This window comes from Nocardioides sp. LMS-CY (genome assembly GCF_018732145.1).
GTDB classification, from domain to species: Bacteria; Actinomycetota; Actinomycetes; order Propionibacteriales; family Nocardioidaceae; genus Nocardioides; species Nocardioides soli.
On sequence record NZ_CP076104.1, the window covers coordinates 4,957,593 to 4,983,221 of the forward strand.

General features: G+C 72.8%; 21 protein-coding genes. 10 read left to right on the forward strand and 11 right to left on the reverse strand.

All coding sequences use genetic code 11. The features are described 5' to 3' along the window. The first annotated feature begins 65 nt into the window (after positions 1-65). Entirely contained in the window at positions 66-1,532 is a 1,467-nt protein-coding gene (locus tag KM427_RS23400; protein ID WP_215525503.1) for a glycoside hydrolase domain-containing protein, read from the forward strand. A gap of 203 nt (positions 1,533-1,735) precedes the next feature. On the opposite strand, the gene KM427_RS23405 is transcribed toward KM427_RS23400, so the two are convergent. From KM427_RS23405 to purS, 3 genes are read right to left on the reverse strand one after another with little or no spacing between them, the layout of a single operon-like run. Then, positions 1,736-2,191 carry a DUF3817 domain-containing protein gene (locus KM427_RS23405; RefSeq protein WP_246391531.1) on the reverse strand — a complete coding sequence of 152 codons (456 nt, stop codon included), beginning with the start codon at positions 2,189-2,191 and terminating at the stop codon, positions 1,736-1,738. Further along, positions 2,188-2,856 (reverse strand): phosphoribosylformylglycinamidine synthase subunit PurQ, encoded by a 669-nt coding sequence (gene purQ, locus KM427_RS23410; RefSeq protein ID WP_183595264.1) that lies wholly within the window; start codon positions 2,854-2,856, stop codon positions 2,188-2,190. The genes KM427_RS23405 and purQ overlap by 4 nt, the downstream gene beginning before the upstream one ends. Then, on the reverse strand, positions 2,853-3,104 hold the full coding sequence (gene purS / locus KM427_RS23415; RefSeq protein ID WP_183595263.1) for a phosphoribosylformylglycinamidine synthase subunit PurS: 252 nt from the start codon (positions 3,102-3,104) through the stop codon (positions 2,853-2,855). Before purS ends, purQ begins: the two co-directional genes overlap by 4 nt. A 106-nt stretch (positions 3,105-3,210) precedes the next feature. Between purS and KM427_RS23420 the strand changes: the two genes are divergently transcribed. Continuing rightward, positions 3,211-3,708: a YflT domain-containing protein gene (locus KM427_RS23420; RefSeq protein WP_215527729.1), complete on the forward strand. Its 498-nt coding sequence runs from the start codon at positions 3,211-3,213 to the stop codon at positions 3,706-3,708. Positions 3,709-4,107: 399 nt separating this feature from the next. Here the strand turns inward: KM427_RS23420 and KM427_RS23425 are convergent, their stop codons facing one another. Both KM427_RS23425 and KM427_RS23430 read right to left on the reverse strand, forming a co-directional pair. Continuing rightward, a complete protein-coding gene (locus KM427_RS23425) occupies positions 4,108-5,706 on the reverse strand; it encodes a long-chain-fatty-acid--CoA ligase (protein ID WP_215525504.1) in 1,599 nt (532 codons plus the stop codon). Between the two features lie 81 nt (positions 5,707-5,787). After that, positions 5,788-6,684: a phosphoribosylaminoimidazolesuccinocarboxamide synthase gene (locus tag KM427_RS23430; protein WP_215525505.1), complete on the reverse strand. Its 897-nt coding sequence runs from the start codon at positions 6,682-6,684 to the stop codon at positions 5,788-5,790. 71 nt (positions 6,685-6,755) lie between these two features. Here KM427_RS23430 and KM427_RS23435 point away from each other — a divergent pair, with 71 nt between their 5' ends. From KM427_RS23435 to KM427_RS23450, 4 genes are all read left to right on the forward strand, one after another. Continuing rightward, on the forward strand, positions 6,756-10,304 hold the full coding sequence (locus KM427_RS23435) for a fibronectin type III domain-containing protein (RefSeq protein ID WP_215525506.1): 3,549 nt from the start codon (positions 6,756-6,758) through the stop codon (positions 10,302-10,304). A 66-nt stretch (positions 10,305-10,370) separates the two neighbouring features. Further along, complete coding sequence (locus tag KM427_RS23440; RefSeq protein WP_183595258.1) at positions 10,371-10,985, forward strand: HIT family protein; 615 nt, start codon at positions 10,371-10,373, stop codon at positions 10,983-10,985. Between the two features lie 203 nt (positions 10,986-11,188). Next, a complete protein-coding gene (locus tag KM427_RS23445) occupies positions 11,189-12,631 on the forward strand; it encodes an MFS transporter (RefSeq protein WP_252274801.1) in 1,443 nt (480 codons plus the stop codon). Continuing rightward, positions 12,628-13,197, forward strand: coding sequence for a carboxymuconolactone decarboxylase family protein (locus KM427_RS23450; protein WP_252274802.1), 570 nt, complete (start codon positions 12,628-12,630; stop codon positions 13,195-13,197). Before KM427_RS23445 ends, KM427_RS23450 begins: the two co-directional genes overlap by 4 nt. Here the strand turns inward: KM427_RS23450 and purB are convergent. The 3 genes from purB to KM427_RS23465 form a co-directional block, all read right to left on the reverse strand. Continuing rightward, the gene (gene purB / locus KM427_RS23455) at positions 13,194-14,612 is read right to left on the reverse strand and encodes an adenylosuccinate lyase (RefSeq protein WP_502887143.1); all 1,419 of its coding nucleotides are present in this window, start codon (positions 14,610-14,612) and stop codon (positions 13,194-13,196) included. The genes KM427_RS23450 and purB overlap by 4 nt on opposite strands. An 88-nt stretch (positions 14,613-14,700) precedes the next feature. Next, positions 14,701-15,966: a phosphoribosylamine--glycine ligase gene (gene purD / locus KM427_RS23460; protein ID WP_183595255.1), complete on the reverse strand. Its 1,266-nt coding sequence runs from the start codon at positions 15,964-15,966 to the stop codon at positions 14,701-14,703. A 10-nt stretch (positions 15,967-15,976) separates the two neighbouring features. After that, on the reverse strand, positions 15,977-17,272 hold the full coding sequence (locus KM427_RS23465; protein ID WP_215525508.1) for an adenylosuccinate synthase: 1,296 nt from the start codon (positions 17,270-17,272) through the stop codon (positions 15,977-15,979). A 114-nt stretch (positions 17,273-17,386) separates the two neighbouring features. On the opposite strand from KM427_RS23465, the gene KM427_RS23470 reads away from it, so the two are divergent. After that, on the forward strand, positions 17,387-18,316 hold the full coding sequence (locus KM427_RS23470) for a diacylglycerol/lipid kinase family protein (protein ID WP_252274804.1): 930 nt from the start codon (positions 17,387-17,389) through the stop codon (positions 18,314-18,316). 83 nt (positions 18,317-18,399) lie between these two features. Here the strand turns inward: KM427_RS23470 and KM427_RS23475 are convergent, their stop codons facing one another. Next, complete coding sequence (locus tag KM427_RS23475) at positions 18,400-19,383, reverse strand: helix-turn-helix transcriptional regulator (RefSeq protein ID WP_183595253.1); 984 nt, start codon at positions 19,381-19,383, stop codon at positions 18,400-18,402. 345 nt (positions 19,384-19,728) lie between these two features. Here KM427_RS23475 and lysS point away from each other — a divergent pair, with 345 nt between their 5' ends. Together lysS and KM427_RS23485 are read left to right on the forward strand one after the other, a co-directional pair. After that, the gene (gene lysS, locus KM427_RS23480; protein WP_215525509.1) at positions 19,729-21,444 is read left to right on the forward strand and encodes a lysine--tRNA ligase; all 1,716 of its coding nucleotides are present in this window, start codon (positions 19,729-19,731) and stop codon (positions 21,442-21,444) included. A gap of 329 nt (positions 21,445-21,773) precedes the next feature. Then, a complete protein-coding gene (locus tag KM427_RS23485; protein ID WP_215525510.1) occupies positions 21,774-22,844 on the forward strand; it encodes an IS110 family RNA-guided transposase in 1,071 nt (356 codons plus the stop codon). Positions 22,845-23,123: 279 nt separating this feature from the next. Here the strand turns inward: KM427_RS23485 and KM427_RS23490 are convergent, their stop codons facing one another. Next, positions 23,124-24,116 (reverse strand): YeiH family protein, encoded by a 993-nt coding sequence (locus KM427_RS23490; protein WP_215525511.1) that lies wholly within the window; start codon positions 24,114-24,116, stop codon positions 23,124-23,126. A 101-nt stretch (positions 24,117-24,217) separates the two neighbouring features. Here KM427_RS23490 and KM427_RS23495 point away from each other — a divergent pair, with 101 nt between their 5' ends. Then, positions 24,218-25,114, forward strand: a complete 897-nt coding sequence (locus KM427_RS23495; protein ID WP_215525512.1) for a LysR family transcriptional regulator — start codon at positions 24,218-24,220, stop codon at positions 25,112-25,114. A gap of 45 nt (positions 25,115-25,159) precedes the next feature. On the opposite strand, the gene KM427_RS23500 is transcribed toward KM427_RS23495, so the two are convergent. Continuing rightward, complete coding sequence (locus KM427_RS23500) at positions 25,160-25,591, reverse strand: DUF3151 domain-containing protein (RefSeq protein WP_183595249.1); 432 nt, start codon at positions 25,589-25,591, stop codon at positions 25,160-25,162. Between the last annotated feature and the right edge of the window lie 38 nt (positions 25,592-25,629).

Here is a 25,629-nt window from a genome sequence, read left to right on the forward strand (position 1 = left end):
TATGGTGACGTGGCCTCGCCGCGAGGCACCGCCGTCCTTTCCCTGGCTTTCTCTGGAGCAACCTCATGCCTCGCCCGGCCCGCACCGTCGCCCGCCGTACCTCTCGCCTCCGTGCCGCCGCGCTGGCGGGCGTGCTGGCCGCCAGCACGCTCGCCGTCGTCGCGGGCTCCGGCGCCGGATCGACCGCGGCGTCCGGCCCGGTCGTCTCGGCGGCCTCCGCCCCCGGCTCGACCGCCCCGGCGCGGCAGGCCCGGAAGGCGCAGCGCCAGAACGTCGTGACGCCGGGCAACTTCACCGGCTACGGCTTCGACCAGTGCCACGCGCCCAACCAGGCGACGATGGACACCTGGCTGCAGAGCTCGCCGTTCCTGGCGGTCGGCATCTACATCGACGGGGCGTCGCGGTTCTGCCGCGAGCAGCCCAACCTGACGCCGCAGTGGATCAGCACCCAGCTCGCCAACGGCTGGAAGCTGCTGCCGATCACGCTCGGTCCGCAGGCCTCCTGCCAGCCGCGGTTCCCGCGGTGGGGCAACGACCCGACGATCGACCCGACGCGCGACCCGGCGACCGGCACGTTCGTCAACGCCTACAACCAGGGTGTCGCCCAGGCCACCCAGTCGGTCGGCGTCGCCGGCGGGCTGGGCATCGTGGCGGGCAGCACGCTGTGGTACGACCTCGAGGGCTTCAACATGGCGAACACGCCGTGCCGCGAGTCGGCGCTGTCGTTCCTCAGCGGCTGGAGCACCCAGATCCGTGCCCTCGGCTACGTCTCGGGCGTCTACTCCAGCGCCGGCTCGGGCATCAAGATGCTCGACAACGCGCGGGTCAACCGGCCCGCGGCGTACGCGCTGCCCGACCAGATCTGGATCGCCCGCTGGGACGGCGCCGCCAACACCTCCACGAGCTACATCCGCCCCGACGGCTGGGCGAAGGCCCGGGTGAAGCAGTACCAGGGCGGCCACAACGAGAAGTGGGGCGGCGTCACCATCAACATCGACCGCAACTACCTCGACCTCGGCACCGGCTCGGTCGCCGAGCGGGAGGTCAACTGCGGTGGCGTGCGACTCGTCTCCCGCGCCTACGCGGCGCTGAAGCCGGCCACCGCGACGTACGTCCCGGCGCGCCGGCAGGTCAAGGCGCTGCAGTGCCTGCTCCAGCAGCGCGGCGTGTACGCCGGCACGATCCACGGCCGCTACGGCAAGGCGACCGTCGCCGCCGTCAACGCCTGGCAGAGCCAGCACGGCCAGAAGGTCCGCCCGGCCTGGACGAAGCGCAGCTGGGTCACCCTGCTCAGCGCCGGGGACACCCCGGTCGTGAAGTTCGGCTCGACCGGCCCGGCGGTCCGCCGTCTGCAGCGCGCCCTCGTCGCCGCCGGCCGGGGCCAGGCCGAGTTCCGCGCCGTGCGCGCCACCGGCGTCTTCGACCCGACCACCGACCGGGCGCTGCGCGCCTGGCAGCGCAAGGTCAAGGTCGAGGTCTCCGGCGTCGCCGGCACCCAGACCTGGACCGCCCTCCAGGCCGGCAAGCGCTGAGCCCCGCCACGGTGGTTGAGGTGCGAAGGCGCCCTGGCGCCTGAGCCTCGAGACCACCGTCTCCGCAGACGGGGCGCTTCATCAAGGGATGACGGTGGACCGACGCCTCCCCAGGTGAGCTCAGCCGGGGAACCGCGACGTCGCCCTCATCCCTTGATGAAACCCCGCCACGCCGCTCACCACCGCCCGTGCCGGGTGCGGCGTCAGCTGGCGGGCGGACCGACCAGCAGCGCGACGCCGGTGAGGGCGACGACGGCGATCACGCCGGCGACCGCACCCCGGGCCGGGTTGCGCAGCAGCCAGGACACCGGGCGGTCCAGGCCGCCCCGCGGCTCGGAGGCGGTGAGCCGCCAGGCGGTGCCGAGCGCGCCCCGCTTCTCGGCGTACCGGTCGAAGAGCACCGTGAAGAACGGCGGGACGGCGGCGGCCAGGCCGAGCAGGGCGCGACCCGCCGACCAGCGCTGGTCGACGGCGACGACCACCGTGGTCAGGCAGTAGGCGACGAACACCACGCCGTGGGCCATGCCGAAGATCCGGACGCCGAGCTCGGTGGTCTCGGTGACGTACTTGAGGAACATGCCGACGAGCAACAGCGCCCAGGTGACGGCCTCGGCGATCGCGACCCGCCGGAAGAGGCGGAGCGGACTCATGGTGCTCATGCGAAGGCCGCCTCGACGAGGCCGGTGAAGAAGCCGAGCCCGTCGGTGCCGGCGCCGGTCAGCGACTCGACCGCGTGCTCGGGGTGGGGCATCAGGCCGACGACGTTGCCGCGGTCGTTGGCGATGCCGGCGATGTCGCGCATCGAGCCGTTGGGGTTGACGTCGAGGTAGCGGGCCACGACCCGCCCCTCCCCCTCGAGCCGGTCGAGGGTGTCGGCGTCGGCGACGAAGCCGCCCTCGCCGTTCTTGAGGACGACCGTGATCTCGGCGCCCTCGTCGTACGACGAGGTCCAGGGCGTGCGGTTGTTCTCGATGCGCAGCCGCTGGTCGCGGCAGACGAACTTGCGGTGGTCGTTGCGGATCAGCGCACCCGGCAGCAGGTGGGACTCACAGAGGATCTGGAAGCCGTTGCAGATGCCGAGCACCGGCATGCCCCGGCCCGCCGCCTCGATCACCTCGGCCATCACCGGGGAGAAGCGGGAGATCGCGCCGCAGCGCAGGTAGTCGCCGTACGAGAAGCCGCCCGGCAGGATCACGGCGTCGACACCGCGCAGGTCGTGGTCGCCGTGCCACAGCGCGACCGCCTCGTGGCCGCCGATGACGACCGCGCGCTGGGCGTCGACGTCGTCGAGGGAGCCGGGGAAGGTGACGACGCCGACCTTCACGCCGTCTCCTCCACCCGGACCACGTAGTTCTCGATCACCGGGTTGGAGAGCAGGGTCTCGGCCATCTTCTCGACCTCGGCGAGCACCGCGTCGTCGACGTCGCCGTCGAACTCGAGCTCGAAGCGCTTGCCCTGGCGGACGTCGGTCACCCCCTGGAACCCCAGCCGGGGCAGGGCGCCGAGGACGGCCTTCCCCTGCGGGTCGAGGATCTCGGGCTTGGGCATCACGTCGACGACTACTCGCGGCACGCCGCCAGTCTACGAGGGCCGCCCCGCGCCGGGCGGCACGGGCTCGGAGCGGGAGGTACGGCGCGGGCAGGACACCGGGAACTCGGGCACACTGGGAGCCATGAGCATGTCGACCGGTGTCCCCGGAGCCAACCCGCTGCGACTCGAGTTCCCGCAGTCGTTGGCGGTGTACGACGACTACGCGGCCGCCCAGAAGACCGTGGACTTCCTCGCCGACAACCAGTTCCCGGTGCAGCACCTGATGATCGTCGGCACCGACCTGAAGCGGGTCGAGCGGATCACCGGACGGCTGACGACCGGCCGGGTGGCCCTCGGCGGCGTGCTGTCCGGCCTCTGGCTCGGGCTCTTCGTCGGCCTGATCTTCTCGTTCTTCGTCGACGAGAACGTGCTGGCGATGATCCTCTCGACCGTCGCCCTCGGCGCGGTCTTCGGCGTCATCTGGGCGCTGCTCGGCTACGCCCTGACCCGCGGGCAGCGGGACTTCTCCTCGATCACCCAGGTCGTCGCGACCCGCTACGAGGTGCTCGTCGAGCATAAGGTCGCCGCCCAGGCGCGCGAGCTGCTCGCCAAGCTGCCGGGGGCGCTGCCGAACCCGTTCGAGTAGACCGCCTGCGGTGGTTTCGAGACGGTTGCTAGCGCAACCTCCTCAACCACCGTGATCCACGTGTCCCGGCGCCTGTCTCGAGACCGCCCGCCCGCGCTGGGGATCACGGTGGTTGAGGAAGGCGCGCTAGCGCCTGTCTCGAAACCACCGGTCCGCGCTGGGGATCACGGTGGTTGAGGAAGGCGCGCTAGCGCCTGTCTCGAAACCACCGGTCCACGCTGGAGATCACGGTGGTTGAGGAAGGCGCGCTAGCGCCTGTCTCGAAACCACCGGTCCACGCTGGAGATCACGGTGGTTGAGGAAGGCGCCCTGGCGCCTGTCTCGAAACCACCGGTCCACGCTGGAGATCACGGTGGTTGAGGAAGGCGCGCTAGCGCCTGTCTCGAAACCACCGACCTCCTACGACAGCTCGCGCTTGAGGATCTTGCCGGTCGAGGTCATCGGGAGCGCGTCGACGAAGGCCACGACCCGCGGGTACTTGTAGGCCGCCATCTGCTCCTTGCTCCAGGCGACCAGCTCGTCCTCGGTGATCTCGGCGCCGGGCGCCTTGATCACGACGGCCTTGATCTCCTCGCCGTGGCTCTCGTCGGGCACGCCGATCACCGCGGCGAGCGAGACCGAGGGGTGGCTCATCAGGACCTCCTCGATCTCGCGCGGGTACACGTTGTAGCCGCCGCGGATGATCATGTCCTTCGAGCGGTCGACGATGTAGTACCAGCCGTCCTCGTCGCGCCGGGCCAGGTCGCCCGAGCGGAACCACCCGTCGTCGATCGCCTCGGCGGTCTCCTCGGGGCGGTCGTGGTAGCCCTTCATGATGTTGTGGCCCTTGATCGCGATCTCGCCGATCTCGTCGGCGCCCTCGACGTCGCGCCAGGCCCCGCGCGTCGACGCGGGGTCGATCAGCTTCATCTCGACACCGGGGATCGGCACGCCGATCGAGCCGACCCGCACCGGCTCGCCGTGCTTGGAGAACGACGCCACCGGCGAGGTCTCCGAGAGCCCGTAGCCCTCGAGGATCGTGACGCCGAAACGCTTCTGGAACTCCTTGTGCACCTCGACCGGCAGCGCCGACCCGCCCGCGACGGCGATCCGCAGGTTGTCGGCGAGCTGGGTCACGTCGAGGCCGTCGGCCTGGGCGCTCTCGAGCGCGCCGAGCAGGCCCCAGTACATCGTCGGCACCCCGGCGAAGAAGGTGATCCGCTCCTGCTTCATCAGGTCCAGCGCACCGCGCGCGTCGAAGCGCGGCAGCATCACGATCGTGCCGCCGTACCCGAACGGACCGTTCTGGCAGACCGTCTGGCCGAAGGAGTGGAAGAGCGGCAGCACGCACAGGTAGGTGTCCGGGCGGTCGGCGCTGGCGCCGAAGAGCGCCTCGCCCGAGAGCGCGTTGTCGCGCATGTTGCGGTGTCGCAGCTCGGCGCCCTTGGGCTGGCCGGTCGTGCCGGAGGTGTAGAGGATCACCGCGGTGTCGTCCTCGTCGGTGGCGACCGCCTCGAACGTGGCCGGCTGGCCGCCCATCGCCTGGGCCATCGTCTCGACGCCCTCGATCGGCGACGGAGCCGCCAGGTCTGCGGTGATCACGAAGAAGTGCTCGCAGCCGTCGGCCTGCTGGAACCCGGCGTACCCCTCCTCGCCCATCGGGAGCTCCGGCGTGCCCTCGAAGCAGAAGTACGCCCGGGCGTCGGAGTCGCCCAGGTGGTAGGCGACCTCGCGCGCCTTGAGCAGCACGTTGAGCGGCACCACGGCCGCGCCGGCCTTGAGGATGCCGTAGTAGACGACGGTGAAGTAGGGCAGGTTCGGACAGGTCAGCGCGACCTTGTCGCCCGGACCGATCCCGCGCGAGACCAACAGGTTGGCGACCATGTTGGCGAACGCGTCGACCTCGGCGTAGGACAGCCTCCGACTCGGCCCACCGGGAGGGGCGAACACGATCGCCGCCCGGTCCGGGTAGCTCGCCGCACTGTCCTCGAGGAGGCTCGCCAGGTTGTACGTCGTCATGCCGTCAACCTACTCACGAGTCACGAAGGTCGACCAGCACTCCGCCGACACTTCTCGACCCGACTCCTCCGGAGTCGGCTGCTACCAGCGCTGGCCGGTGAGCAGCTCGTACGCCTCGACGTACCGACTGCGGGTGCGCTCGACCACCTCGTCGGGCAGCGCCGGCGGCGCCTCGCCGGTGGACCGGTCCCAGCCGGACTCGGGCGAGAGCGCCCAGTTGCGCACGATCTGCTTGTCGTACGACGGCTGGGTGCGGCCCGGCCGCCACTCGTCGGCCGGCCAGAAGCGGGACGAGTCGGGGGTGAGCACCTCGTCGGCGAGCACGGTGGTGCCGTCGGGGCGAGCACCGAACTCGAGCTTGGTGTCGGCCAGGATGATCCCGCGCTCGCGGGCGATCGACTCGGCGCGCCCGTAGACCGCGAGCGTGAGGTCGCGCAGCTCCGCGGCCCGCTCGGCGCCGATCGTCGACGCGACCGCGTCGTACGACACGTTCTCGTCGTGGTCGCCGAGCTCGGCCTTGGTGGCGGGGGTGAAGATCGGCTCGGGCAGGCGACTTCCGTCCTCGAGGCCCTCCGGCAGCGCGATCCCGCAGACGCTGTGCCCTTCCTTGGCCGTCGCGCGGTAGTCGAGCAGGCCGGAGCCGGTGAGGTAGCCCCGTGCCACGCACTCGACCGGGTACATCGACAGCCGCTCGCACACCACTGCACGGCCCCTGACCGCCTCGGGGACGTCGGTCGAGATCACGTGGTTGGGCACCAGGTCGGCGAGCTGGTCGAACCACCACAGCGACATCCGGGTCAGGATCTCGCCCTTGTCGGGGATCGTCGTGTCGAGCACGAAGTCGAAGATCGAGATCCGGTCGCTGGCGACCATGAGCAGCTCGCCGCCGGGCAGCTCGTAGAGGTCGCGCACCTTGCCCGAGTGGAGGTGGGTGGCCCCCTCGATCGCGGGCGCGGGCGGGATGTTCAGGTCGGCCACACCGCGGATTCTAGGGCCGCGGTGGTCCAGACCAGCGAACCGGTCGGGTGCCCCGACGCAACAGACGATTCGTGACCAGCAGATCCCGACACACGAGTTCCACGACGCCCACCCACGCCTGGCGACGACTGCTGTCCGGCGGCACGCTCGGCCTGGTCGTGGCGCTCCTGCTGGCCACCCTGACCACCGGGACGGGCGCGTACGCCGCCTCCCCCACGACGGCGTCCGTCCCGGTGTCCACCACCGCCGCCGGCGACTGCGGCTGCACGGAGAAGGGCGACTACGAGACCCCGGCCGGCCTCGTCGCCCCGAACGTCGAGCTCGACGGCAGCTCGTCGGCCCCCGGTGAGGACCACCAGCCGCGCTACCGGGTCACCGCCACGGGCGCACCGCCCACGACCACCCTCACCGTGCGCCGGGTCGACGACTCGTCCACCGTGCTCACCCTCACCACGGCGGCCACGAAGTGGGGGTTCAGCCCCGACGAGCAGCGGTTCGTCACCCATCGCGTCGTCGGCGGCCTGCTCGAGGTCCAGGTCTACGACCTGACCGCGACCAAGCCCGCCACCGCGGTGATCCAGCAGACGGTGCAGGTCGGCGACGCCGAGCTGGGCTTCAGCCCCGACGGGGCCTACTTCGGGATCATCCACCTGTGGAGCACCAGCGGCACCACCACCAGCGTCCTGGTGTTCGACGCGACCGGGCGCACGGCGTACAGCACCACCTACTCGTTCTCGGTGCCCGGCAGCGCCGGCAAGCGCTTCGGCGCCGCCGGCTGGGGTTTCAGCCCCACCGGGCACGGCTTCCTGCTCGCCTACGTCAGCGGGCAGAGCTCCGTCGAGGCCACCCTGGTCGACCTGCGCGGGGGCCGCGCGGTCCTCTCCGAGACGCTCACCGGCACCGCGCACTGGCACTTCAGCCCCTGCGGGTCGATGTTCGCGCTGGTGACCCAGAACGACGCCAGCTTCATGACCAGCCGCCTCGTCCGCGTCGCCGACGGCGAGGTGCTCGCCACCCGCACCGACCCGGTCGGCGCGATCTCGTTCGAGGCCACCGAGACCTCCCACGTCGCCCAGGTCGGCGGCACGACCCGCGTGCTGGCGCCGAACCCGGGCTGCTCCGCGGAGCAGCCGCCGACCTGGCCGTCCGGCTCCGAGCTGGCCGCCTCCGACGTGGGGGCGCGGTCGTTGACCCTCTCCTGGACCGCCGCCACCGACGACGTGGCGGTCACCGGCTACCGGGTACGCCGCGGCTCGACGACGGTCGCGACGGTCCCCGGCTCGCAGCGCACCCTCCAGGTCACCGGCCTGCAGCCGGGCACGACGTACACCTTCTCCGTGGAGGCCGGCGACGCAGCCGGGGGCTGGAGCACCGACGGACCCACCCTGCGGGTCACGACGGCCGCGACCGTCCCGACCTGGCCGGACACCACGCGACTGGTCGCCCGTGACGTGACCAACACCTCGCTGACGCTGCGGTGGACGGAGGCGGCGACCGACGAGCAGGGCGTCACCGGCCACCGGGTCTACCGGGACGGCACCCAGATCGCGACGCTCGGCGCCACGGCGCGCACGCACGTCGTCGACGGCCTGGCCCCCGGCACGACGTACACCTTCACCGTGCAGGCGGTCGACGGGGACGACAACCTCTCCACCGACGGCCCGCAGACCACGGTGACCACCGACGACTTCGAGCAGCTCGACGTCCCCGAGATCCGGGGCACCATCTACGACGACGCGAACCTCAACGGCAGGCGGGACGACGGTGAGCGGGGCATCGATGCCCACACGTACCCCTACGTCGGGTTCTCCGCGTACCGCCTCGACGGCACCCGACGCCTCGAGCGCACCTGGACCGGGACCGACGGGGTCGGCCGCTTCACCTTCGACGGCCTCACCGACGGCACCTGGCTGATCGCCCTCGGCGTCGGACCGCGCATCCAGACGACGCCGGCCGACCTGCAGCCGCAGGTGGTCCAGATCCGCAACGGCGCCGGCTGGGGGAAGGTCGACTTCGGCCTGACCGACCGTCGCCCCTTCCCCGAGGACGGCGACGCCAAGGTGCGGGGCGTCGTGTACGAGGACGCCGACCGCGATGGCGTTCGCGACGCCGGCGAGGCTCCCCTCTCCGGCATGGAGATCGCCTGCGGCAACATCCCGATGGGCGGCGCGTGCCACCCCGACTCCGTGACCAGCGGGAGCGGCGGGGCCTACGAGATCGGGGCGCTGATCGCCGGCACGATCGATCTCTCCCCGTCGCTGCCGGAGGGCTCCTACTCGACCGGTCATCGCGTTGCCGCGGTCTCGTCCGACGAGACCGTCGAGGAGCTGGACCTCGGCGTGGTCACCGGCACCGCGACCGTGACCGGGCACGTCTTCCACGACCGCGACCGCGACGGCGCGCGCGACGCCGGTGAGCCGAGTCTCGCCGACACCCGGGTGTGTGCGGTGGACCGCCACTTCAAGGCCGACCACTGCATCTTCACCGACGACGACGGGACCTACCGGCTCCCCGCGCTCCCCCACGGCACCATCGAGCTCTCCGTGTCGCCCTGGCACGGCTGGGACCAGACCACCCCGGCATCCGCAGCCGTGGTCGACGTCGGCCGCAACGGCACCGGCACCGTCCACCTCGGGGTCGACGGCCCCGACGGCGTGGTGCGCGGCGTGGTCTTCCACGACCGTGACCGCGACGGCGTGCGCGACGCCGGCGAGCCGGCGCTCCCGGGCGCCGAGGTGTGCGTGCGCTCCCCTGCGCTCGAGTGGTACCCGTGCTCCGACACCGACGACCAGGGCCACTACCGGATCGCGCGGCTGGTCAGCGAGTCCTACAGCTTCCGCCACTACGCGCCCGCCGGCTACGTGTCGACGCTCGACGAGGAGTCCCTCGCCTTCGAGCTGGGCGAGGACGAGGAGCTGGTCGTCGACCTCGGCTACGCGACCGAGCAGGAGGCCGCCCCGCCCGGCGCCCCCCGCGACCTGCGCGCCGAGCCCGGCGACGGCACGGTGACGCTCACCTGGACGGCGCCGGAGGACGACGGCGGCACCCCGGTCCTCGGCTACCACGTCTCCCGGTCCACCGACGGCGAGCAGTGGGACCGGGTCGCCCGGGTCACCGCGGCGGAGCTCGCCTGGACCTCCACCGGACTGGCGAACGGCACCGAGGTGCGGTTCCGGGTCACGGCGTACAACGCCGAGGGTCCCGGCTGGTCCTCCGACCCGGTGTCGGCGGTCCCGACCGCGCCGGAGACCTCGCCGGGCCCCGACCCACAGCCCGACCCGCAGCCCGAGCCGCAGCCCACCCCCGGGCCCCAGCCGCAGCCGGAGCCGACGGCGGTCGCGCCGTCCGCACCGCGGTCGCTGAAGGCCACGGTGCGCGGCCGCAGCGTGCAGCTGCGCTGGGCGGCACCGGCCACCACGGGTGGTGCCCCGGTCACCGACTACGTGGTGCAGCGCCGGTCGGGCAAGCGCTGGGTGACCGTGCGCGACGGCCGCTCCGCGCGACTCGCCGCCACGGTGCGGACGCCGAAGCGCGGCGCGCACCACTTCCGGGTCGCCGCCGTCAACACCGCCGGGCAGGGCTCCTGGACGGCGGCGGTGCGGGTTCGCGTCCGGCGCTGACCGGGGCGGGGCGGGATTGTCCGGGGTCCCGCCCCGCCGCCGGCGACCGGCTGGCAGAGTGAGGTCATGCCGGAGTCCGCACCCGAGATCCACGCCCGCGTCGTGGCCGCTGCCGCCGATGGTCGCCTGCCCGCTCCCGAGATGAGCGGATGGGACATCTTCCCCTGGGAGGTGGTCGACGGCGCGGTCGCGCCCAAGCCGCTCTCCGCACCCGCGCCCGAGGCACCACGGCTGGGCGACGAGGGCGGTGGTCCGTGCCCGGCGTGCGCGGGCTTCGCGCCGGAGCGGGTGGTCTGGGAGGACGAGAACTGGCAGCTCCTCACCGACCCCACGCCGTCGGGACTGCCGCTGGTGCTCACGCTGTGGAGCCGCGACCACCTCGACACCGGCGACCTCGACGACGACCAGGCAGCCGAGTTCGGCCGGATCGCCAACCGCCTGGTCCGCATCATGCAGGGGCTGCCCCACGTCGGCCGGGTGCACGTCAACCGCTGGGGTGACGGCTGCTCGCACTTCCACGTGTGGTTCCTGGCGCGGCCGGAGGGCTTCTCCCAGATCAAGGGCTCGTACGCCGTCGAGTGGGACGACATCCTGCCGCCGGTCGACGAGGCGGTCTGGCGCGCCGACCTGCACGCGGTCGCGACCAAGCTCGCCAACTGGGGTGGGCACGCCCGCGCCTAGCGACCCGAACTTGAAATCCGCACCCTATGTCGCACCCCGAGCACGCCCCTCGCCGCGTTGGCAGAGCTTGAGATACGCCCGGTAGCCCTGCGCTCCGCCGCCTGGCGAGGCACGCACTCGGAGCACGACCTACGGCACGGATTTCGCGTCCGGTCACGAGCGCTCCTGGCATGCCGTCCGGGTGACCGGGGAACGAGGACGGGGTGACCGAGGAGCCCCTGGCGACCAGCACGGCCACCGGGACCGACGCACCGCATCCCGATCGCTGGCGGATCCTCGGTGTCTCGCTGGTGATCGGGTTCATGGCGCTGCTCGACGTCACGATCGTCAACGTCGCGCTCCCCTCGATCCGAGACGGGCTGCACACGTCGTTCGCGACCGTGCAATGGGTGGTCTCCGGGTACGCGCTGGCGTTCGGACTGACGCTCGTCACCGGCGGCCGCCTCGGCGACGCCTACGGTCGGCGGCGGCTGATGCTGATCGGGCTCGCGGGGTTCATCGTGGCGAGCGCCGGCGTCGGGCTGGCGCCGAACGCCGCCTGGGTGGTCGTCGGCCGCCTCGTCCAGGGTGCCAGCGCCGGGCTGCTGACCCCGCAGAACTCCGGGCTGATCCAGCAGCTGTTCCGCGGCCAGGAGCGGGCCCGGGCGTTCGGGCTGTTCGGTCTGGTGGTCTCGATCTCGTCCGCGACCGGCCCCGTGCTGGGCGGACTGATCATCGGGGCCTTCGGCGAGGAGCACGGGTGGCGCTACATCTTCCTCGTCAACGTGCCGATCGGGTTGGCCGCGATGGTCGCCGTCGCCCGGCTGGTGCCGCAGCGACCGCGCGAGCGCCGCGAGACCGGGGCCCGGCTCGACCTGCTGGGCGCCGCCCTGCTCGGCGCCGCGGTGCTGTGCGTGCTGCTGCCCACGGTGGCGGTCGAGGGCGGCGACCGGCTGCCGCTGCTCCTCCTCGTCGGGGCGGTCCCGCTCGCGTGGCTGTTCGTCCGCCGCGAGCTGCGGCTGGTGCGCACCGGCGGAGCTCCGCTGCTCGACATCGCGCTGCTGCGGCGTACCCCCGGCTACGCCAACGGCGTGGCCGTCGGGACGCTCTACTTCACCGGCTTCACCGGCTTCTTCCTGGTGCTGTCGATCCACTACCAGGAGGACCTGGGGCTCTCGCCGCTCGAGGCCGGACTGCTGATGTGCCCCTTCGCCGTCGGCTCGGCGATCACCGCGCCGCTCTCGGGCCGGATCGTCTCGACGCTGCACCGTCGGGTGACGGTGCTGGCGCTGCTCACGATGATGGCCGGCGTCGTGCTGGTCGCCCTCCTGGTCCCGGACACCTCGCTCGACCGGCTGTGGCTGGCCGCGGTCCCGGCGACCTTCCTGGCCGGCCTGGGCGGCGGCGGGGTGGTCTCCCCCAACATGACACTCTCGCTCGAGGAGGTGCCGCCGCGCATGGGCGGCGCCGCCGGTGGCGCGCTGCAGACCGGGCAACGGATGGGCGCCTCGATCGGCGCCGCCCTGGCGATGACCGTCTACCAGCTCACGGCCGCGGCGTACGACGGCGGCGCCGGGCTGCGCGCCGCCCTGCTGACCGGGCTGGTGCTGCTCTCCGCCTCATTGGCGATGGCGGTGCGCGCGCTCCGCCAGCACACTGAGGCATGAGCTTCCTGAGCGAGCCGGCGCCGACGCCGCGGATCCAGGCGCTGTACGACGCCGACGTCCGCGACTACGGCTACGTGATGAACCTGAACCGGGCGTGGGCCCATCACCCCGACGCGCACGACGCCCTCTTCGAGCTGCTCGGCGCGGTCGCCCGCCAGGGCGGCCTGACCATGCGCGACCGCGGGATCCTGGTGACCGCGTGCGCGGCCACGCTGGGCGACTCCTACTGCTCGCTCGCCTGGGGCCGCAAGCTCAGCGAGGAGGCCGACCCCGAGCTGGCCGCCGCGGTCCTCGCCGGGTCCGACGAGCGCCTGAGCGACTCCGAGCGGGCGATGGCTCGCTGGGCCCGGCAGGTCGCCCGGGACCCGAACGGCACGACCGCCGACGACGTGCAGGCGCTGCGCGACGCGGGGCACGACGACGCCCGGATCTTCGCGATCACGACGTTCGTGGCGCTCCGGATGGCCTTCTCGACGGTCAACGACGCGCTCGGCTCCGAGCCCGACGACGAGCTGCGGGAGAGCGCGCCCGACGCGGTCCGCGACGTCGTGACCTGGGGGCGCTAGAGGATCGCGCCGGGGGCGTAGGCGGCGGCCTCGGGGTGCCGCGCGGTGACCTCGGCGATCCGGCGCACGACGGCCTCGACCTGGCCGAGCGCGGCGCCGGTGAACGTGATCGGGTCGGCGACCAGGCCGGCCAGCTGCTCGGCGGTCAGGCCGAGCCGGTCGTCGGCGGCGAGCCGGTCGAACACGTCGTTCTCCGCCTGTCCCCGGCGCAGGTCGAGGGCGGTGCCGACCGCGGCCTCCTTGATCGCCTCGTGGGCGGCCTCGCGGCCCACGCCGTTGCGTACGGCGGCCATCAGCACCTTCGTGGTGGCCAGGAACGGCAGGTAACGGTCCAGCTCGCGCTGGATCACCGCCGGGAACGCCCCGAACTCGTCGAGGATCGTCAGGAACGTCTCGAACAGCCCGTCGGCGGCGAAGAACGCGTCGGGCAGCGCCACCCGGCGTACGACGGAGTCGGAGACGTCGCCCTCGTTCCACTGGTCGCCCGCGAGCTCGCTGACCATCGAGAGGTGGCCGCGGAGCACCACGGCGAGGCCGTTGACCCGCTCGGCGGAGCGGCTGTTCATCTTGTGCGGCATCGCCGAGGAGCCGACCTGGCCCTCCTGGAAGCCCTCGGTCACCAACTCGTTGCCGGCCATCAGCCGGATGGTGGTCGCCAGGTTGGACGGGCCGGAGACCAGCTGCACCAGGGCGCTCACGACGTCGAAGTCGAGGCTGCGCGGGTAGACCTGGCCGACGCTGGTGAGCACCCGCTCGAAGCCGAGGTGATGGGCCACCCGCTCCTCGAGCCGCTCCAGCTTCGACGCGTCGCCGTCGAGCAGGTCGAGCATGTCCTGGGCGGTGCCCATCGGGCCCTTGATGCCGCGCAGCGGGTAGCGGGCGATCAGCTCCTCGACGCGGTCGAGGGCGATCAGCATCTCGTCGGCGACCGTGGCGAACCGCTTGCCGAGGGTGGTCGCCTGCGCGGCCACGTTGTGGCTGCGGCCGGCCATCACGGTCGCCTCGTGCTCGGCCGCCAGCCGGCCCAGCCGGGCCAGCGCCGCGACGGCTCGGTCGCGGACCAGCTCGAGCGACTGGCGGACCTGCAGCTGCTCGACGTTCTCCGTCAGGTCGCGGCTGGTCATGCCCTTGTGGATGTGCTCGTGCCCGGCGAGCGCGGAGAACTCCTCGATCCGCGCCTTCACGTCGTGCCGGGTGACCCGCTCGCGCGCGGCGATCGAGTCGAGGTCGACCTTGTCTTGGACCTCACGGTAGGCCTCGATCGCCCCCTCCGGCACCTCGATGCCGAGGTCGCGCTGCGCCTCGAGCACCGCGATCCACAGCCTCCGCTCGAGCCGGACCTTGTGCTCCGGAGACCAGATCTCCGCGAGCTCGGCGGAGGCGTAGCGAGTGGCGAGGACGTTGGGCACGATCACGTGCCTCATCCTCCCATGACGGTTGAGTCGGGACTGCTGCCGGTTGAATCGGGAGAAGAGTCCGGACTCAACCGGCAGAAGTCCCGATTCAACGGACGGAGGCACCCTCGACGACACCGAGCGGCTCGGCGGCGATGTCGCCGCGCCGTTGCAGACCGTCGAAGGAGACCAGGTCGGCGGCGGCGTACGCCTTGGCGCGGGCGTCGGCCACGTCGGTGCCGACCGCGCGGACGGCGAGCACCCGGCCGCCGGCGGTGACCAGGTCGTCGCCCGCACGGGCGGTGCCCGCGTGGATCACGTCGACACCGGGGCCGGCTGCGGCCCGGTCGACGCCGGTGATGACGTCGCCCTTCGACGAGGACTCGGGGTAGCCGGCGGAGGCCAGCACCACGGTGACGGCGGCGGCGTCGCGGAACCGCGGCGGCGGTACGTCGGCGAGCCGACCGTTCGCGGCCGCGGCGAGCAGCTCGCCCAGCGGCGACTCCAGCACCGCGAGCACCGGCTGGATATCGGGGTCGCCGAAGCGGACGTTGAACTCGATGACCCGCGGGCCGGTCGCGGTCAGCGCCAGTCCGACGTACAGGCAGCCGACGAACGGCGCGCCGCGACGCGCCATCTCGGCCAGCGTCGGCCGGACGACCTGTTCGAGCACGACCGACGCGAGGTCGGGCTGCGCCCAGGTGAGCGGCGTGTAGGAGCCCATGCCTCCGGTGTTGGGGCCGCGACCGCCGTCGAAGATCCGCTTGAAGTCCTGGGCCGGCTGGAGCGCGTAGGCGGTCGTGCCGTCGCAGATCGCGAACAGCGAGACCTCGGGTCCGTCCAGGAACTCCTCGACGACCACGCACCCGCAGGCGTTCGCATGCGTGAGCGCCTCCGTGCGGGCGCGCGTGACGACGACGCCCTTGCCCGCGGCGAGCGCGTCGTCCTTGACGACGTGCGGCGCGCCGAACTCGTCGAGCGCCGCCGCCACCTCGGCCGGGGTCGTGCAGGTACGGGCCCGGGCCGTGGGCACCCCGGCCGCCTCCATCACGTCTTTGGAGAACGCCTTCGAGCCCTCGAGCCGGGCCGCCGCGGCCGATGGGCCGAAGACCGCGATGCCGCGGTCCCGGACGGCGTCGGCGACTCCCGCGACCAGCGGCGCCTCCGGGCCGACGACGACCAGATCGACGCCCAGCGACAACGCCAGGTCGGCGACGGCGGTGCCGGACATCGGGTCGACGTCGTGCAGGGTCGCGACCGCCGCCATGCCCGGGTTGCCGGGCGCGGCGTGCACCTCGCGCACCGCGGGGTCGCGCGCGAGCGCCAGGGCCAGCGCGTGCTCGCGGCCACCGGTGCCGATGACGAGGGTCTTCACGCCGGCGGCCTCAGATCAGCTCGTGCCGGACGACGGTCGCGGCGCGCGACGGGCCGACGCCGACGGCCGAGATCCGGGCACCGGACATCTCCTCGACGGCCTCGACGTAGCGCCGCGCGTTCGCGGGCAGGTCGGCGAAGGTGCGGGCCTCGGAGATGTCCTCCCACCAGCCGTCGAGGTACTCGTAGATGGGTACGGCGTGGTGGAAGTCGGTCTGGTTGACCGGCATCTCGTCGTGGCGGGTGCCGTCGACGTCGTAGGCGACGCAGACCGGCACCCGCTCCAGGCCGGTGAGCACGTCGAGCTTGGTGAGCACGAAGTCGGTGACGCCGTTGACGCGCGCGGCGTAGCGGGCGATCACGGCGTCGTACCAGCCACACCGGCGGGGCCGGCCGGTGGTGGTGCCGAACTCCGCGCCGACCTTGCGCAGGTGCTCGCCCGCGTCGTCGTGCAGCTCGGTCGGGAAGGGGCCCTCGCCGACGCGCGTCGTGTAGGCCTTGACGATCCCGATGACCTGCTCCAGTCGGGTCGGCGGGATGCCCGAGCCGGTGCACGCGCCGCCGGAGGTCGCCGACGAGGAGGTCACGAACGGGTAGGTGCCGTGGTCGACGTCGAGCAGGGTGGCCTGGCCCGCCTCGAGCAGCACGGTCTCGCCCCGGTCGAGGGCCTGGTTCAGCAGCAGGCCGGTGTCGGAGACCATCGGGGCGAGCCGCTCGGCGTACGCCAGCAGCTCCTCGACCGTCTCGTCGACGGTGGCCGGTCGGCGGTTGTAGACCTTGGTGAGGATCTGGCCCTTGAGGTCGAGGACGCCCTCGACCTTCTGGCGCAGGATCTTCTCGTCGAAGATGTCCTGGATGCGGATCCCGACCCGGTTCATCTTGTCGGCGTACGTCGGGCCGATGCCCCGCCCGGTGGTGCCGATCCGGCGGGAGCCGAGGAACCGCTCGGTCACCTTGTCGAGGGTCCGGTTGTAGTCGGCGATCACGTGCGCGTTGGCGCTGACCCGCAGCCGGCTGGTGTCGACGCCGCGGGCGTCGAGCCCCTCGAGCTCCTCGAACAGCACCGCGAGGTCGACGACGACGCCGTTGCCGATCACCGGCGTGCAGCCGGGCGTGAGGATGCCGCTGGGCAGCAGGTGCAGGGCGTACTTCTCCTGCTTGTCACCCCGGTCGATGACCACGGTGTGGCCGGCGTTGTTGCCGCCGTTGAACTTCACGACGTAGTCGACGCGGCTGCCGAGGAGGTCGGTCGCCTTGCCCTTCCCCTCGTCGCCCCACTGGGCTCCGATGATGGCGATCGCCGGCATGCGTTCTCCCTCTAGAAAACGAAGCAGCCCCGGCACAAGTGCACCGGAGCTCTTGCGGCCACACGCTACCAAAGGATGGTTCGGGAGCCCGAGCCGTCGGTTAGGGTCCGCGGAATGGACCCGCTCCTGGTGATCACCAACTCCGAGGCCGGCACCTCGGACGAGGAGCGACTGGCGCCCGCGCTCGCCGTGCTCCGCGAGCGGGCGTCGGTCGAGGTCGCGTCGACGAGCAAGCCCGGAGAGCTCGACGGCGTGCTGCACCGGGCCGGCTCGCGGCGGATCGTCGTCGCCGGCGGCGACGGCAGCCTGCACGCGGTGGTCTCCGCGCTGCACCGGCGCCGGGAGCTCAAGGACGCCGTGCTCGGGCTGATCCCGCTCGGCACCGGCAACGACTTCGCCCGCGGCACCGGCCTGCCGCTCGAGCCCGCGGAGGCAGCTCGGGTGGTGCTGGCCGGTGCGCCGCGGCCGATGGACCTGGTCGTCGACGAGGTCGGCGAGGTCGTGGTCAACAACGTGCACGTCGGCGCCGGCGCGGAGGCGAGCCGGCGGGGCGCGGCCTGGAAGAACCGCCTCGGCTCGCTCGGGTTCGGCCCGGTCAACCTCGGCCGGCTCGGCTACCCGATCGGCGCGGTGCGGACCGCGATCGACCCGCCGACCGTACGGCTGCGGGTGGAGGTCGACGGCGAGGTCGCCTGCGACGTCGACGAACCGGTGCTGATGGTCGCCGTCGGCAACGGTCCGTCGGTCGGCGGCGGCACCCACCTGACCCCCGAGGCCGACCCGTTCGACGGCCGCCTGGACGTGATGATCTCCCGCTCGACCGGCCCGCTGGCGCGCGTGCTCTACGGGCTCCGACTCGGGTCCGCGACCCATCACCACCGCGACGACGTCACCTACCTGCGCGGCGAGCGGGTGTCGGTCTCCGGCGGTCCCTTCTGGTGCAGCGCCGACGGCGAGATCTACGGCCCGGAGCGCCAGCGCACCTGGCGCGTCGAGACCACGGCGTACCACCTCCTGCTGCCCCGCGACCGCGACCGCGACTAGAGCCCGGCCCGCCGTCCCGATACCCAGTGACGATCTGGTTGTTCCGGTCGCCTGGGAACGACCAGATCGTCACTGGGTATCGCTCAGAGCCAGCCGCGCCGGGCGGCCTCGACCCCCGCCTGGAACCGCGAGTCGGCTCCGAGCTCGGTCATCAGCGCGGCCACGCGGCGCCGGACCGTGCGCAGGCTGATGCCCAGCTTCCGCGCGATCTGCTCGTCGTGCGCGCCCTCGGCGAGCTGCTCGAGCAGGAACCGGCGCAGGTCCACCAGCGGCTCGGCCTCCTCCAGCGCGGGGACCGCCGCGCGCCCCCAGAGCTCCTCGAACCACATCCGCATCGCCTCGATCACCCCTCGCTGGCGCAGCACCGAGAGCGGCAGGTCGGCCAGGCCGACGGGCTCGGGGATCACGGCGTGGGTGTCGCCGACGACGAGCAGGCGGGTGGGCAGCTCGGGCAGCACCCGCACCTGCTCGCCCACCCGGAGCCGGGCCGCCAGCACCTCGGGGGCGTCGTGCAGCGCGCGGATCGGGTAGATCGCCCGTGACCGGCGGCCCCGGGCGACGACGGTCGCGACCAGGTCGATCATCCGGTCCTCGCGCGGCCCGCGCCACTGGTCGGGCCGCAGCCAGAGCAGGTCGCCGTCGTGGTCGAGCAGCAGGCTGCGCACCCGGCTGAAGACGTCGCCGCCGACCCACAGCTCGCCGCGCACCGGCTCGGTGGTCGCGTCGTCCGCGCTGGACGACAGCTGCTGCTCCGCCGCAAGCACCTCGATCGCCTGGCCGACACTGTCGAGCAGGCGCTGGGCGCGACCGGCGGACGCCGCCTGGGACTCGACGACGCCGCGCAGCACCTCGACCGGGGCGGCCACCTCGAGCCGGCCGTCGTCCAGGTGGACCAGACCGGCCTCGACCAGCGGGCCGGCCTCCGCCATCAGCTCGTCGGGGGTGCGGAACATCGCCGCGGCGACCCGGTCCAGGTCGCGGCCGGACTGCGGCCGCAGCCGCTGGTAGAGCCGGTCGACGTCGGCGGCGTAGCCCAGCGCACTGAGCAGGGTCCGGTGGCGGGCCATCCTGGCATGTTAGTGCCAGCGGCCACTTTGCTCGGGCTGGCACGGAGATGTCAGTGCCATGATCCCGCCACGCGCGCAAGCGCCGTGAGGTGGGGCCGCGAGGTTCATCTCGGGGCGCGACCACGCCGCACGACCCACATCGGGGGATGAGGTCGAGCGGGGCTTCGGCGCGTGCAGGAGGTGCCGGGACTGCCACTGGGCGGTGGTCCCGGCACTCCGTCATTCAGGGCCGTGCCCCGGGCCGTGCCCCGGGTCGGGTCCCGGGTCATGTCCGGGTCATTTCCGGACCGGGGCGACCGGTAGCGTTGAGGCCCCGACGTCCCCACCACAGCAGGAGCAGCACCGATGGCACGAGGCGCGCAGTCCGGCGAGCCGCACGACTGGGTCACCCGCGCCGCCGACGACGCGATCCGCCACGCGCACGAGACCGGGGGCGCCGACCGCCGGATCACCTGCGCGTCCGGCGCCAGCCCGTCGGGCCCCATCCACCTGGGCAACCTGCGCGAGTTCATCACCCCGCACTTCGTCGCCGAGGAGATCCGCCGCCGCGGCGTCGCCGTGCGTCACCTGCACAGCTGGGACGACTTCGACCGCTTCCGCAAGGTGCCCGCCGGCGTCGACCCCTCCTGGGCCGAGCACATCGGCCGCCCACTCTCCGCCGTGCCCGATCCGTGGGAGTGCCACGAGTCGTGGGCCGAGCACTTCAAGGCGCCGCTGCGTTCGGCGCTCGCCGAGATGGGCATCGAGATGGAGGAGGTCTCCCAGACCGAGCAGTACCGCTCCGGCGCCTACACCGAGCAGGTCCTGCACGCGATCCGGCACCGCGACGTCATCGAGGAGGTGCTGGGCAGGCACCGCACCAAGAAGGCCGAGCCGGTCGCCGAGAGCGACCAGGAGGCCGCGGCCCTCGAGGAGTCCGTCGCCGAGGAGGACGAGCAGACCGGCACCGGCGACCTCGCCCGCTTCCCCTACAAGCCCTACTGCCGCGAGTGCGGCCGCGACACGGTCGAGATCACGGCGTACGACGACGAGACCACCGACCTGTCCTACACCTGTTCCTCGTGCGGGTTCGCGGGCGTCACCAACGTCGCGACCCAGCACGAGGGCAAGCTCGTCTGGAAGGTCGACTGGCCGATGCGGTGGGCCTACGAGGGCGTCGACTTCGAGCCGGGCGGGCTCGACCACTCCACCCCCGGCTCGTCGTACACCGTCGGCAAGGAGCTGGTGAAGCGGGTCTTCGACTTCCGCGCCCCGTCGTACGTCGCGTACGCCTTCGTCGGCTTCGCCGGCGTGCAGAAGATGTCGTCCTCGGCCGGCGGCGTACCGACCGCGGCCGACGCGCTGAGGATCCTCGAGGCGCCGATCCTGCGCTGGCTCTACGTGCGCCGGCAGCCCAAGCAGGCCTTCACCATCGACTTCGGACCCGAGGTCGTGCGGCTCTACGACGAATGGGACGCGCTCGGTCGCAAGGCCGTCGACGGGGTGAAGCGCGACGCCCAGGTGCTGGCGTTCGAGCGGGCCTCGGCCACCGCCGCGGCCGGCACGCTGCCGACCCCGCCGGTCGTGGTGCCGTTCCGGCTGCTCTCGTCGGTCGCCGACGTCACCGCCGGGAGCGCGGAGCTGATCAGCCGGATCGTCGGCGACGTCGGCCACGCGCACGACTCGGTCACCGACCTACAGCCGCGGCTGGGCAAGGCGATGGCCTGGATGGCCGACTTCGTGCCGAGCGCGGACCGCACGACGGTGCGCGAGACCGCCGACGCCGAACGGCTCGCGGCACTCTCCGAGGACGAGGAGCTCTGGCTGGGCCAGCTGCTCGACCGGCTGCCCGACCACCTCGAGCTCGAGCCGACCACCGAGCTGATCTACGGCGTGCCCAAGCTCGCCCGCGGCCTCGGCCTCGACGACGCCCCGACCGACCAGGTCAAGCAGGACCAGAGGGACTTCTTCCGACTGCTCTACAACCTGCTCGTGGACGCCGACCGCGGGCCGCGGCTGCCGACGCTCTTCCTCGCGCTGGGCGCCGACAAGGTGCGGTCGCTGCTGACCCGGCCGGCCTAGCCTCAACACCCTCGTGGTCATCGCTGTTGATACGTCGGGGGTATCCGTGCTCAGGGTGCGTGCCTCGCAAGGCTGTGAGGATCGCGTACGCAGCCTGATCGTGCTGGGCTGTCCTCGGTGGCCGCGGGCGTGACTCTTGGCAAGGCTGGCCTCGTGCCTTTCTGGCGACTCGTCCGCTCGTGGTCACCGGCCCCGGCCCGGTCGGAGGAGCTGGCCTGATTAGGAGCTTGACCGGCGGGCGTTATCGTCGCCCGTCGTGTCTCATCACAGTCCCGCCGAATCTCCGTCCCGGACCGGAACCACGTCCCTTCCGGCATAGGAGAGAACGCATGACCAGTGTGACCGACCTGCGTGAGGTGGTCGATGTCGTCATCGGCGTCGACACCCACGTCCACACACACTCCGCAGCTGCGGTGGATGCCCGCACCGGCGGTGTGCTCGACCAGATCACCGTCGACGCCACTCCCGACGGCTACGCCCAGCTGACGGAGTTCGCCGACGAGCATGCCACCCTGCGCGCGTGGGCGATCGAAGGCACCGGCAGCTTCGGCGCCGGCCTGACCCGCCACCTCCGCACGCGAGACGAACTGGTGATCGAACTCGATCGACCGGTCCGGACCAAGCGCCGCAACGGCGCGAAGTCTGATCCCCTCGACGCGATCCGCGCAGCCCGTGAGGCGCTCTCCCGCACCAAGCTGGGTGGCCCGCGCGACGGCGGGGATCAGGCCGCAGAGCGTCACTCCCTCTCGATGCTGCTCACCGTCCGCCGCTCCGCCGTGGACGCGGCCAGCGACGCCCGACGACAGCTGTTCAGCCTGGTCATTGCCGCACCGGAGCCTGTGCGGGAACGATTCCGCGGTCTCAAGGCATCCGCCATGCCCGCAGTCGCACGGAACCTGCGCACTCGCGCCTCGTGGGACGTCGAGACACGGACCGCGGTCACCATGCTGCGCACCCTGGCGCGCCGGATCCAAGCCTTCACCGAAGAAGCCGCCGAGCACGAGCGAGCCATCCTGGCGATCGTGCGGTCTTGGCGACCCGACCTCCTCGCCCAGCACGGCGTCGGACCGATCGTCGCCGCGACCGTGCTGTGCGACTGGTCCCACCCCGGCCGAGTCCGCTCCGAAGCGGCGTTCGCGATGCTGGCCGGGGTCGCACCCATCCCAGCCAACAGCGGCCAGGTCACCACCCGCTACCGCCTCAACCGCCGCGGCGACCGACAGCTCAACCGCGCCCTGCACACCGTCGCCCTCTCCCGCTGCCGCCACGACCAACGCACCCGTGACTACGTGGCCCGACGAACTACCCAGGGCAAGACACCCCGCGAGATCAAACGCTGCCTCAAGCGATACATCGCACGAGACCTCTACCGACTCCTCCAAGCCGGCAGCACCACTTGACGTCCCATAGGAGCGTCGCCGGAGCGCGGCTCTACTTGCTTGTCCAGCAAGCGACGGCAACGCCGCGAGGTGCGTGCACTGGGTGCGTAGACCCTTGGTGAATCAACGGTGATGGCCACTAGATGACTCATCCCAAGGGATCGTGCAAGCGAGCGGCGCTCAGCGCCGCTCCGGCAAGGCGCCGATGCGTCGGCAGACTGGACGTCTTTCAAGCGTCGGCAACGCCGCCGGAGCGGATGATGAGCGTCGCGCAGCGTGCGAGGCCTTGGAATTAGTCATCTAGCCAGCGACGAGCGCTGCCGGCAGGCCGAGCAGGGCCACCAGGCCGGTCGCCGCGGCGGCCAGGCCCAGCAGCCGGCCGCCGGTGCGACGCAGCACCGCGACCTCCAGCGCGCACCCGAGGGCGAACATCGCCGCGGCCAGGGCGCCCGACTGCACCAGTGCGGCGGCGTCGAGCACCCCGGCGGGCACCGGCGCGGCGGTGCGCAGGATCGCACCCGCCACGAAGACCAGCACGAAGCCCGGCACGAGCGGCGGCCGGCGTACGCCGTCGTGGGGCGCCCGGCGCGACCGCCACGAGAGGGCAGCCAGCACCGGCGCGAGCATCAGCACCCGGCCGAGCTTGACCGCGACCGCCACCTGGAGGGCGACGCCGCCCACGAGGCCGCCGGCCACCACGACCTGGCCGACCTCGTGGACCGAGGCGCCGGCCCAGGCACCGGCCGCCGTCGCCGAGAGGCCCAGCGCGACGGCGCCGAGCGGCAGCGCCAGCATCGCCACGCTGCCGAAGACGACCACCAGCGACACGACCGTTGCGACGTCCTCGTCGCGGGAGCGGCGTACCCCCTCGACCGCCGCCACCGCCGCGGCCCCGCAGATCGAGAACCCGCAGGCGACGAGCAGCGCCCGCTCCGGAGGTACGCCGAGGGGCCGGGCCAGCGCCAGCGTGCCGGCGATGCCGAGCAGCACGACGCCGGCGATCACCACGAGCATCGGCCAGCCCAGCGCGAGGATCTCCGGCAGCACCAGCTGCAGACCCAGCAGCGCGACGCCCACCCGCAGCACCCGGCGGGACGCGACCCGCAGCCCCGGCCGCATCGTGCTCGCGACGCCCCCTCGGCCCGCGAGCACGATGCTGCACCCGATGCCCAGCACGATCGCCACCAGCGTCGGACTCAGCTGCGGCACCGCGGCGTGCGCCGCCAGGGCGACGGCGCCACCGCCGGCGGCGAGACCGAGACCCGGCAGGGCGGCGACGTGTCGGCTGAGCATGGCTCCAGCCTTCCGGCGGAGCCCGGTCGGCGGTAGCCGTCGATCCGGCCTCGACCCATGCTCTGCTGATATGAGTAGACCGCTGGCCATATCATCGGCGCATGCCCGAGCGCCCGGACCTGACCGCCCTGGACCTGCTGGTCCGGGTCGCCGAGACCGGCTCGCTCGGTGCCGCCGCCCGCGCGGTCGGCATGGCCCAGCCCAACGCCAGCCGCTCGCTGAGCCGCCTGGAGCGGCAGCTCGGGCTGCGACTGCTGGTCCGTACGCCCGGCGGCTCACGGCTCACCACCGAGGGCGAGGTCGTGGTCGCCTGGGCCCGCGACGCGCTCGCCGGGGTCGACCGGGTCACGCTCGGCGCGCGCTCGCTGGCCGAGGCCCGCGCGGCGCACCTGACCGTCGCGGCGAGCCTGACGGTGGCCGAGCACCTCGCTCCGGCCTGGCTGGCGCGCTTCCGCAGCACCCACCCCGACCTGCGGGTCAGCCTCGAGGTCGGCAACTCGGTCGAGGTGCTGGCCCGGGTGGGCAGCGGCGAGGTGCCGCTGGGGTTCGTGGAGTCGCCGACGGTGCCGCGCGCGGTCGCCGCGACGACGGTCGCCCGGGACGCGCTCGTGGTCGTCGTGGCACCGGGGCACCCCTGGGCCCGCCGGCGCACGCCGGTGACGCCCGAGCAGCTGGTCGCCGGCGACCTCGTGCTGCGCGAGGAGGGCTCGGGCACCCGCGACACGCTGGTCCGCGCGCTGGCGCTCGCCGGGCACGACCTCGGCGCGTCCCGGCTGGAGCTGGCGAGCACGGCGGCGGTCAAGGCCGCCGCCGCGGCCGGCACCGCCCCCGCCGTGCTCAGCGAGCTCGCGGTCGCGGCCGAGATCGCGACCGGCCAGCTGGTCCCGGTCGCGGTGTCCGGGCTCGACCTGTCCCGCGAGCTCCGCGCCGTCTGGCTCCGGCACCGGCGGCCGGCCGGCGCGGCCGCCGATCTGATCCGGGTCGCGAAGGGCGGCTAGGAAACTGCCGAACAACGCGTTGTTCAGCAGTTTCCTAGCGGTTTCCTAGTCCTGGTCGCCGAGCAGCTCGTCGTACGCCGTCGGGCTGGAGTCGCGCAGGAACGTCGAGCAGCGCTCCCACTCGGCGTCCTCGCCGATCGCGCGGGCCGCGAGAGCGAGCAGCGCGAGGCAGGTGAGGAAGCCGCGGTTCGGCTCGTGCTCCCACGGCACCGGCCCGTGGCCCTTCCAGCCGTTGCGCCGCAGCAGGTCGAGGCTGCGGTGGTAGCCGACCCGCGCATAGGCGTAGATCGTCACCGGGTCGTCCTCGGCCTCCGCGGCCGCCGTCGCGAGCGCGGCCCAGGCGTACGGCGACTCGGGGTGCCGGCGGGCGACGTCCATCGCATCCGCGCCGGGCACCAGGTCGGCCGCGGCCGGGTCCTCGGGGAGCAGCGTGGGCGGCGGTCCCGCCATCAGGTCCTGACCACTGAGAGAGCTCATGGAGCCAATTGTCCATGGTCGGGTGTTGACTGGCCGTT

Excerpts from the sequence above, each read along its gene's own strand:
- lysS (WP_215525509.1), top strand. The coding sequence starts at position 19,729 with ATGGCACGAGGCGCGCAGTCCGGCGAGCCGCACGACTGGGTCACCCGC.
- KM427_RS23420 (WP_215527729.1), top strand. The coding sequence starts at position 3,211 with ATGTCGACCGGTGTCCCCGGAGCCAACCCGCTGCGACTCGAGTTCCCG.
- KM427_RS23475 (WP_183595253.1), bottom strand. The coding sequence starts at position 19,383 with ATGGCCCGCCACCGGACCCTGCTCAGTGCGCTGGGCTACGCCGCCGAC.
- KM427_RS23440 (WP_183595258.1), top strand. The coding sequence starts at position 10,371 with ATGCCGGAGTCCGCACCCGAGATCCACGCCCGCGTCGTGGCCGCTGCC.
- KM427_RS23405 (WP_246391531.1), bottom strand. The coding sequence starts at position 2,191 with ATGAGCACCATGAGTCCGCTCCGCCTCTTCCGGCGGGTCGCGATCGCC.
- KM427_RS23500 (WP_183595249.1), bottom strand. The coding sequence starts at position 25,591 with ATGAGCTCTCTCAGTGGTCAGGACCTGATGGCGGGACCGCCGCCCACG.
- KM427_RS23400 (WP_215525503.1), top strand. The coding sequence starts at position 66 with ATGCCTCGCCCGGCCCGCACCGTCGCCCGCCGTACCTCTCGCCTCCGT.
- KM427_RS23465 (WP_215525508.1), bottom strand. The coding sequence starts at position 17,272 with ATGCCGGCGATCGCCATCATCGGAGCCCAGTGGGGCGACGAGGGGAAG.
- KM427_RS23495 (WP_215525512.1), top strand. The coding sequence starts at position 24,218 with ATGCCCGAGCGCCCGGACCTGACCGCCCTGGACCTGCTGGTCCGGGTC.
- KM427_RS23490 (WP_215525511.1), bottom strand. The coding sequence starts at position 24,116 with ATGCTCAGCCGACACGTCGCCGCCCTGCCGGGTCTCGGTCTCGCCGCC.
- KM427_RS23450 (WP_252274802.1), top strand. The coding sequence starts at position 12,628 with ATGAGCTTCCTGAGCGAGCCGGCGCCGACGCCGCGGATCCAGGCGCTG.
- KM427_RS23470 (WP_252274804.1), top strand. The coding sequence starts at position 17,387 with ATGGACCCGCTCCTGGTGATCACCAACTCCGAGGCCGGCACCTCGGAC.
- KM427_RS23485 (WP_215525510.1), top strand. The coding sequence starts at position 21,774 with ATGACCAGTGTGACCGACCTGCGTGAGGTGGTCGATGTCGTCATCGGC.
- KM427_RS23425 (WP_215525504.1), bottom strand. The coding sequence starts at position 5,706 with ATGACGACGTACAACCTGGCGAGCCTCCTCGAGGACAGTGCGGCGAGC.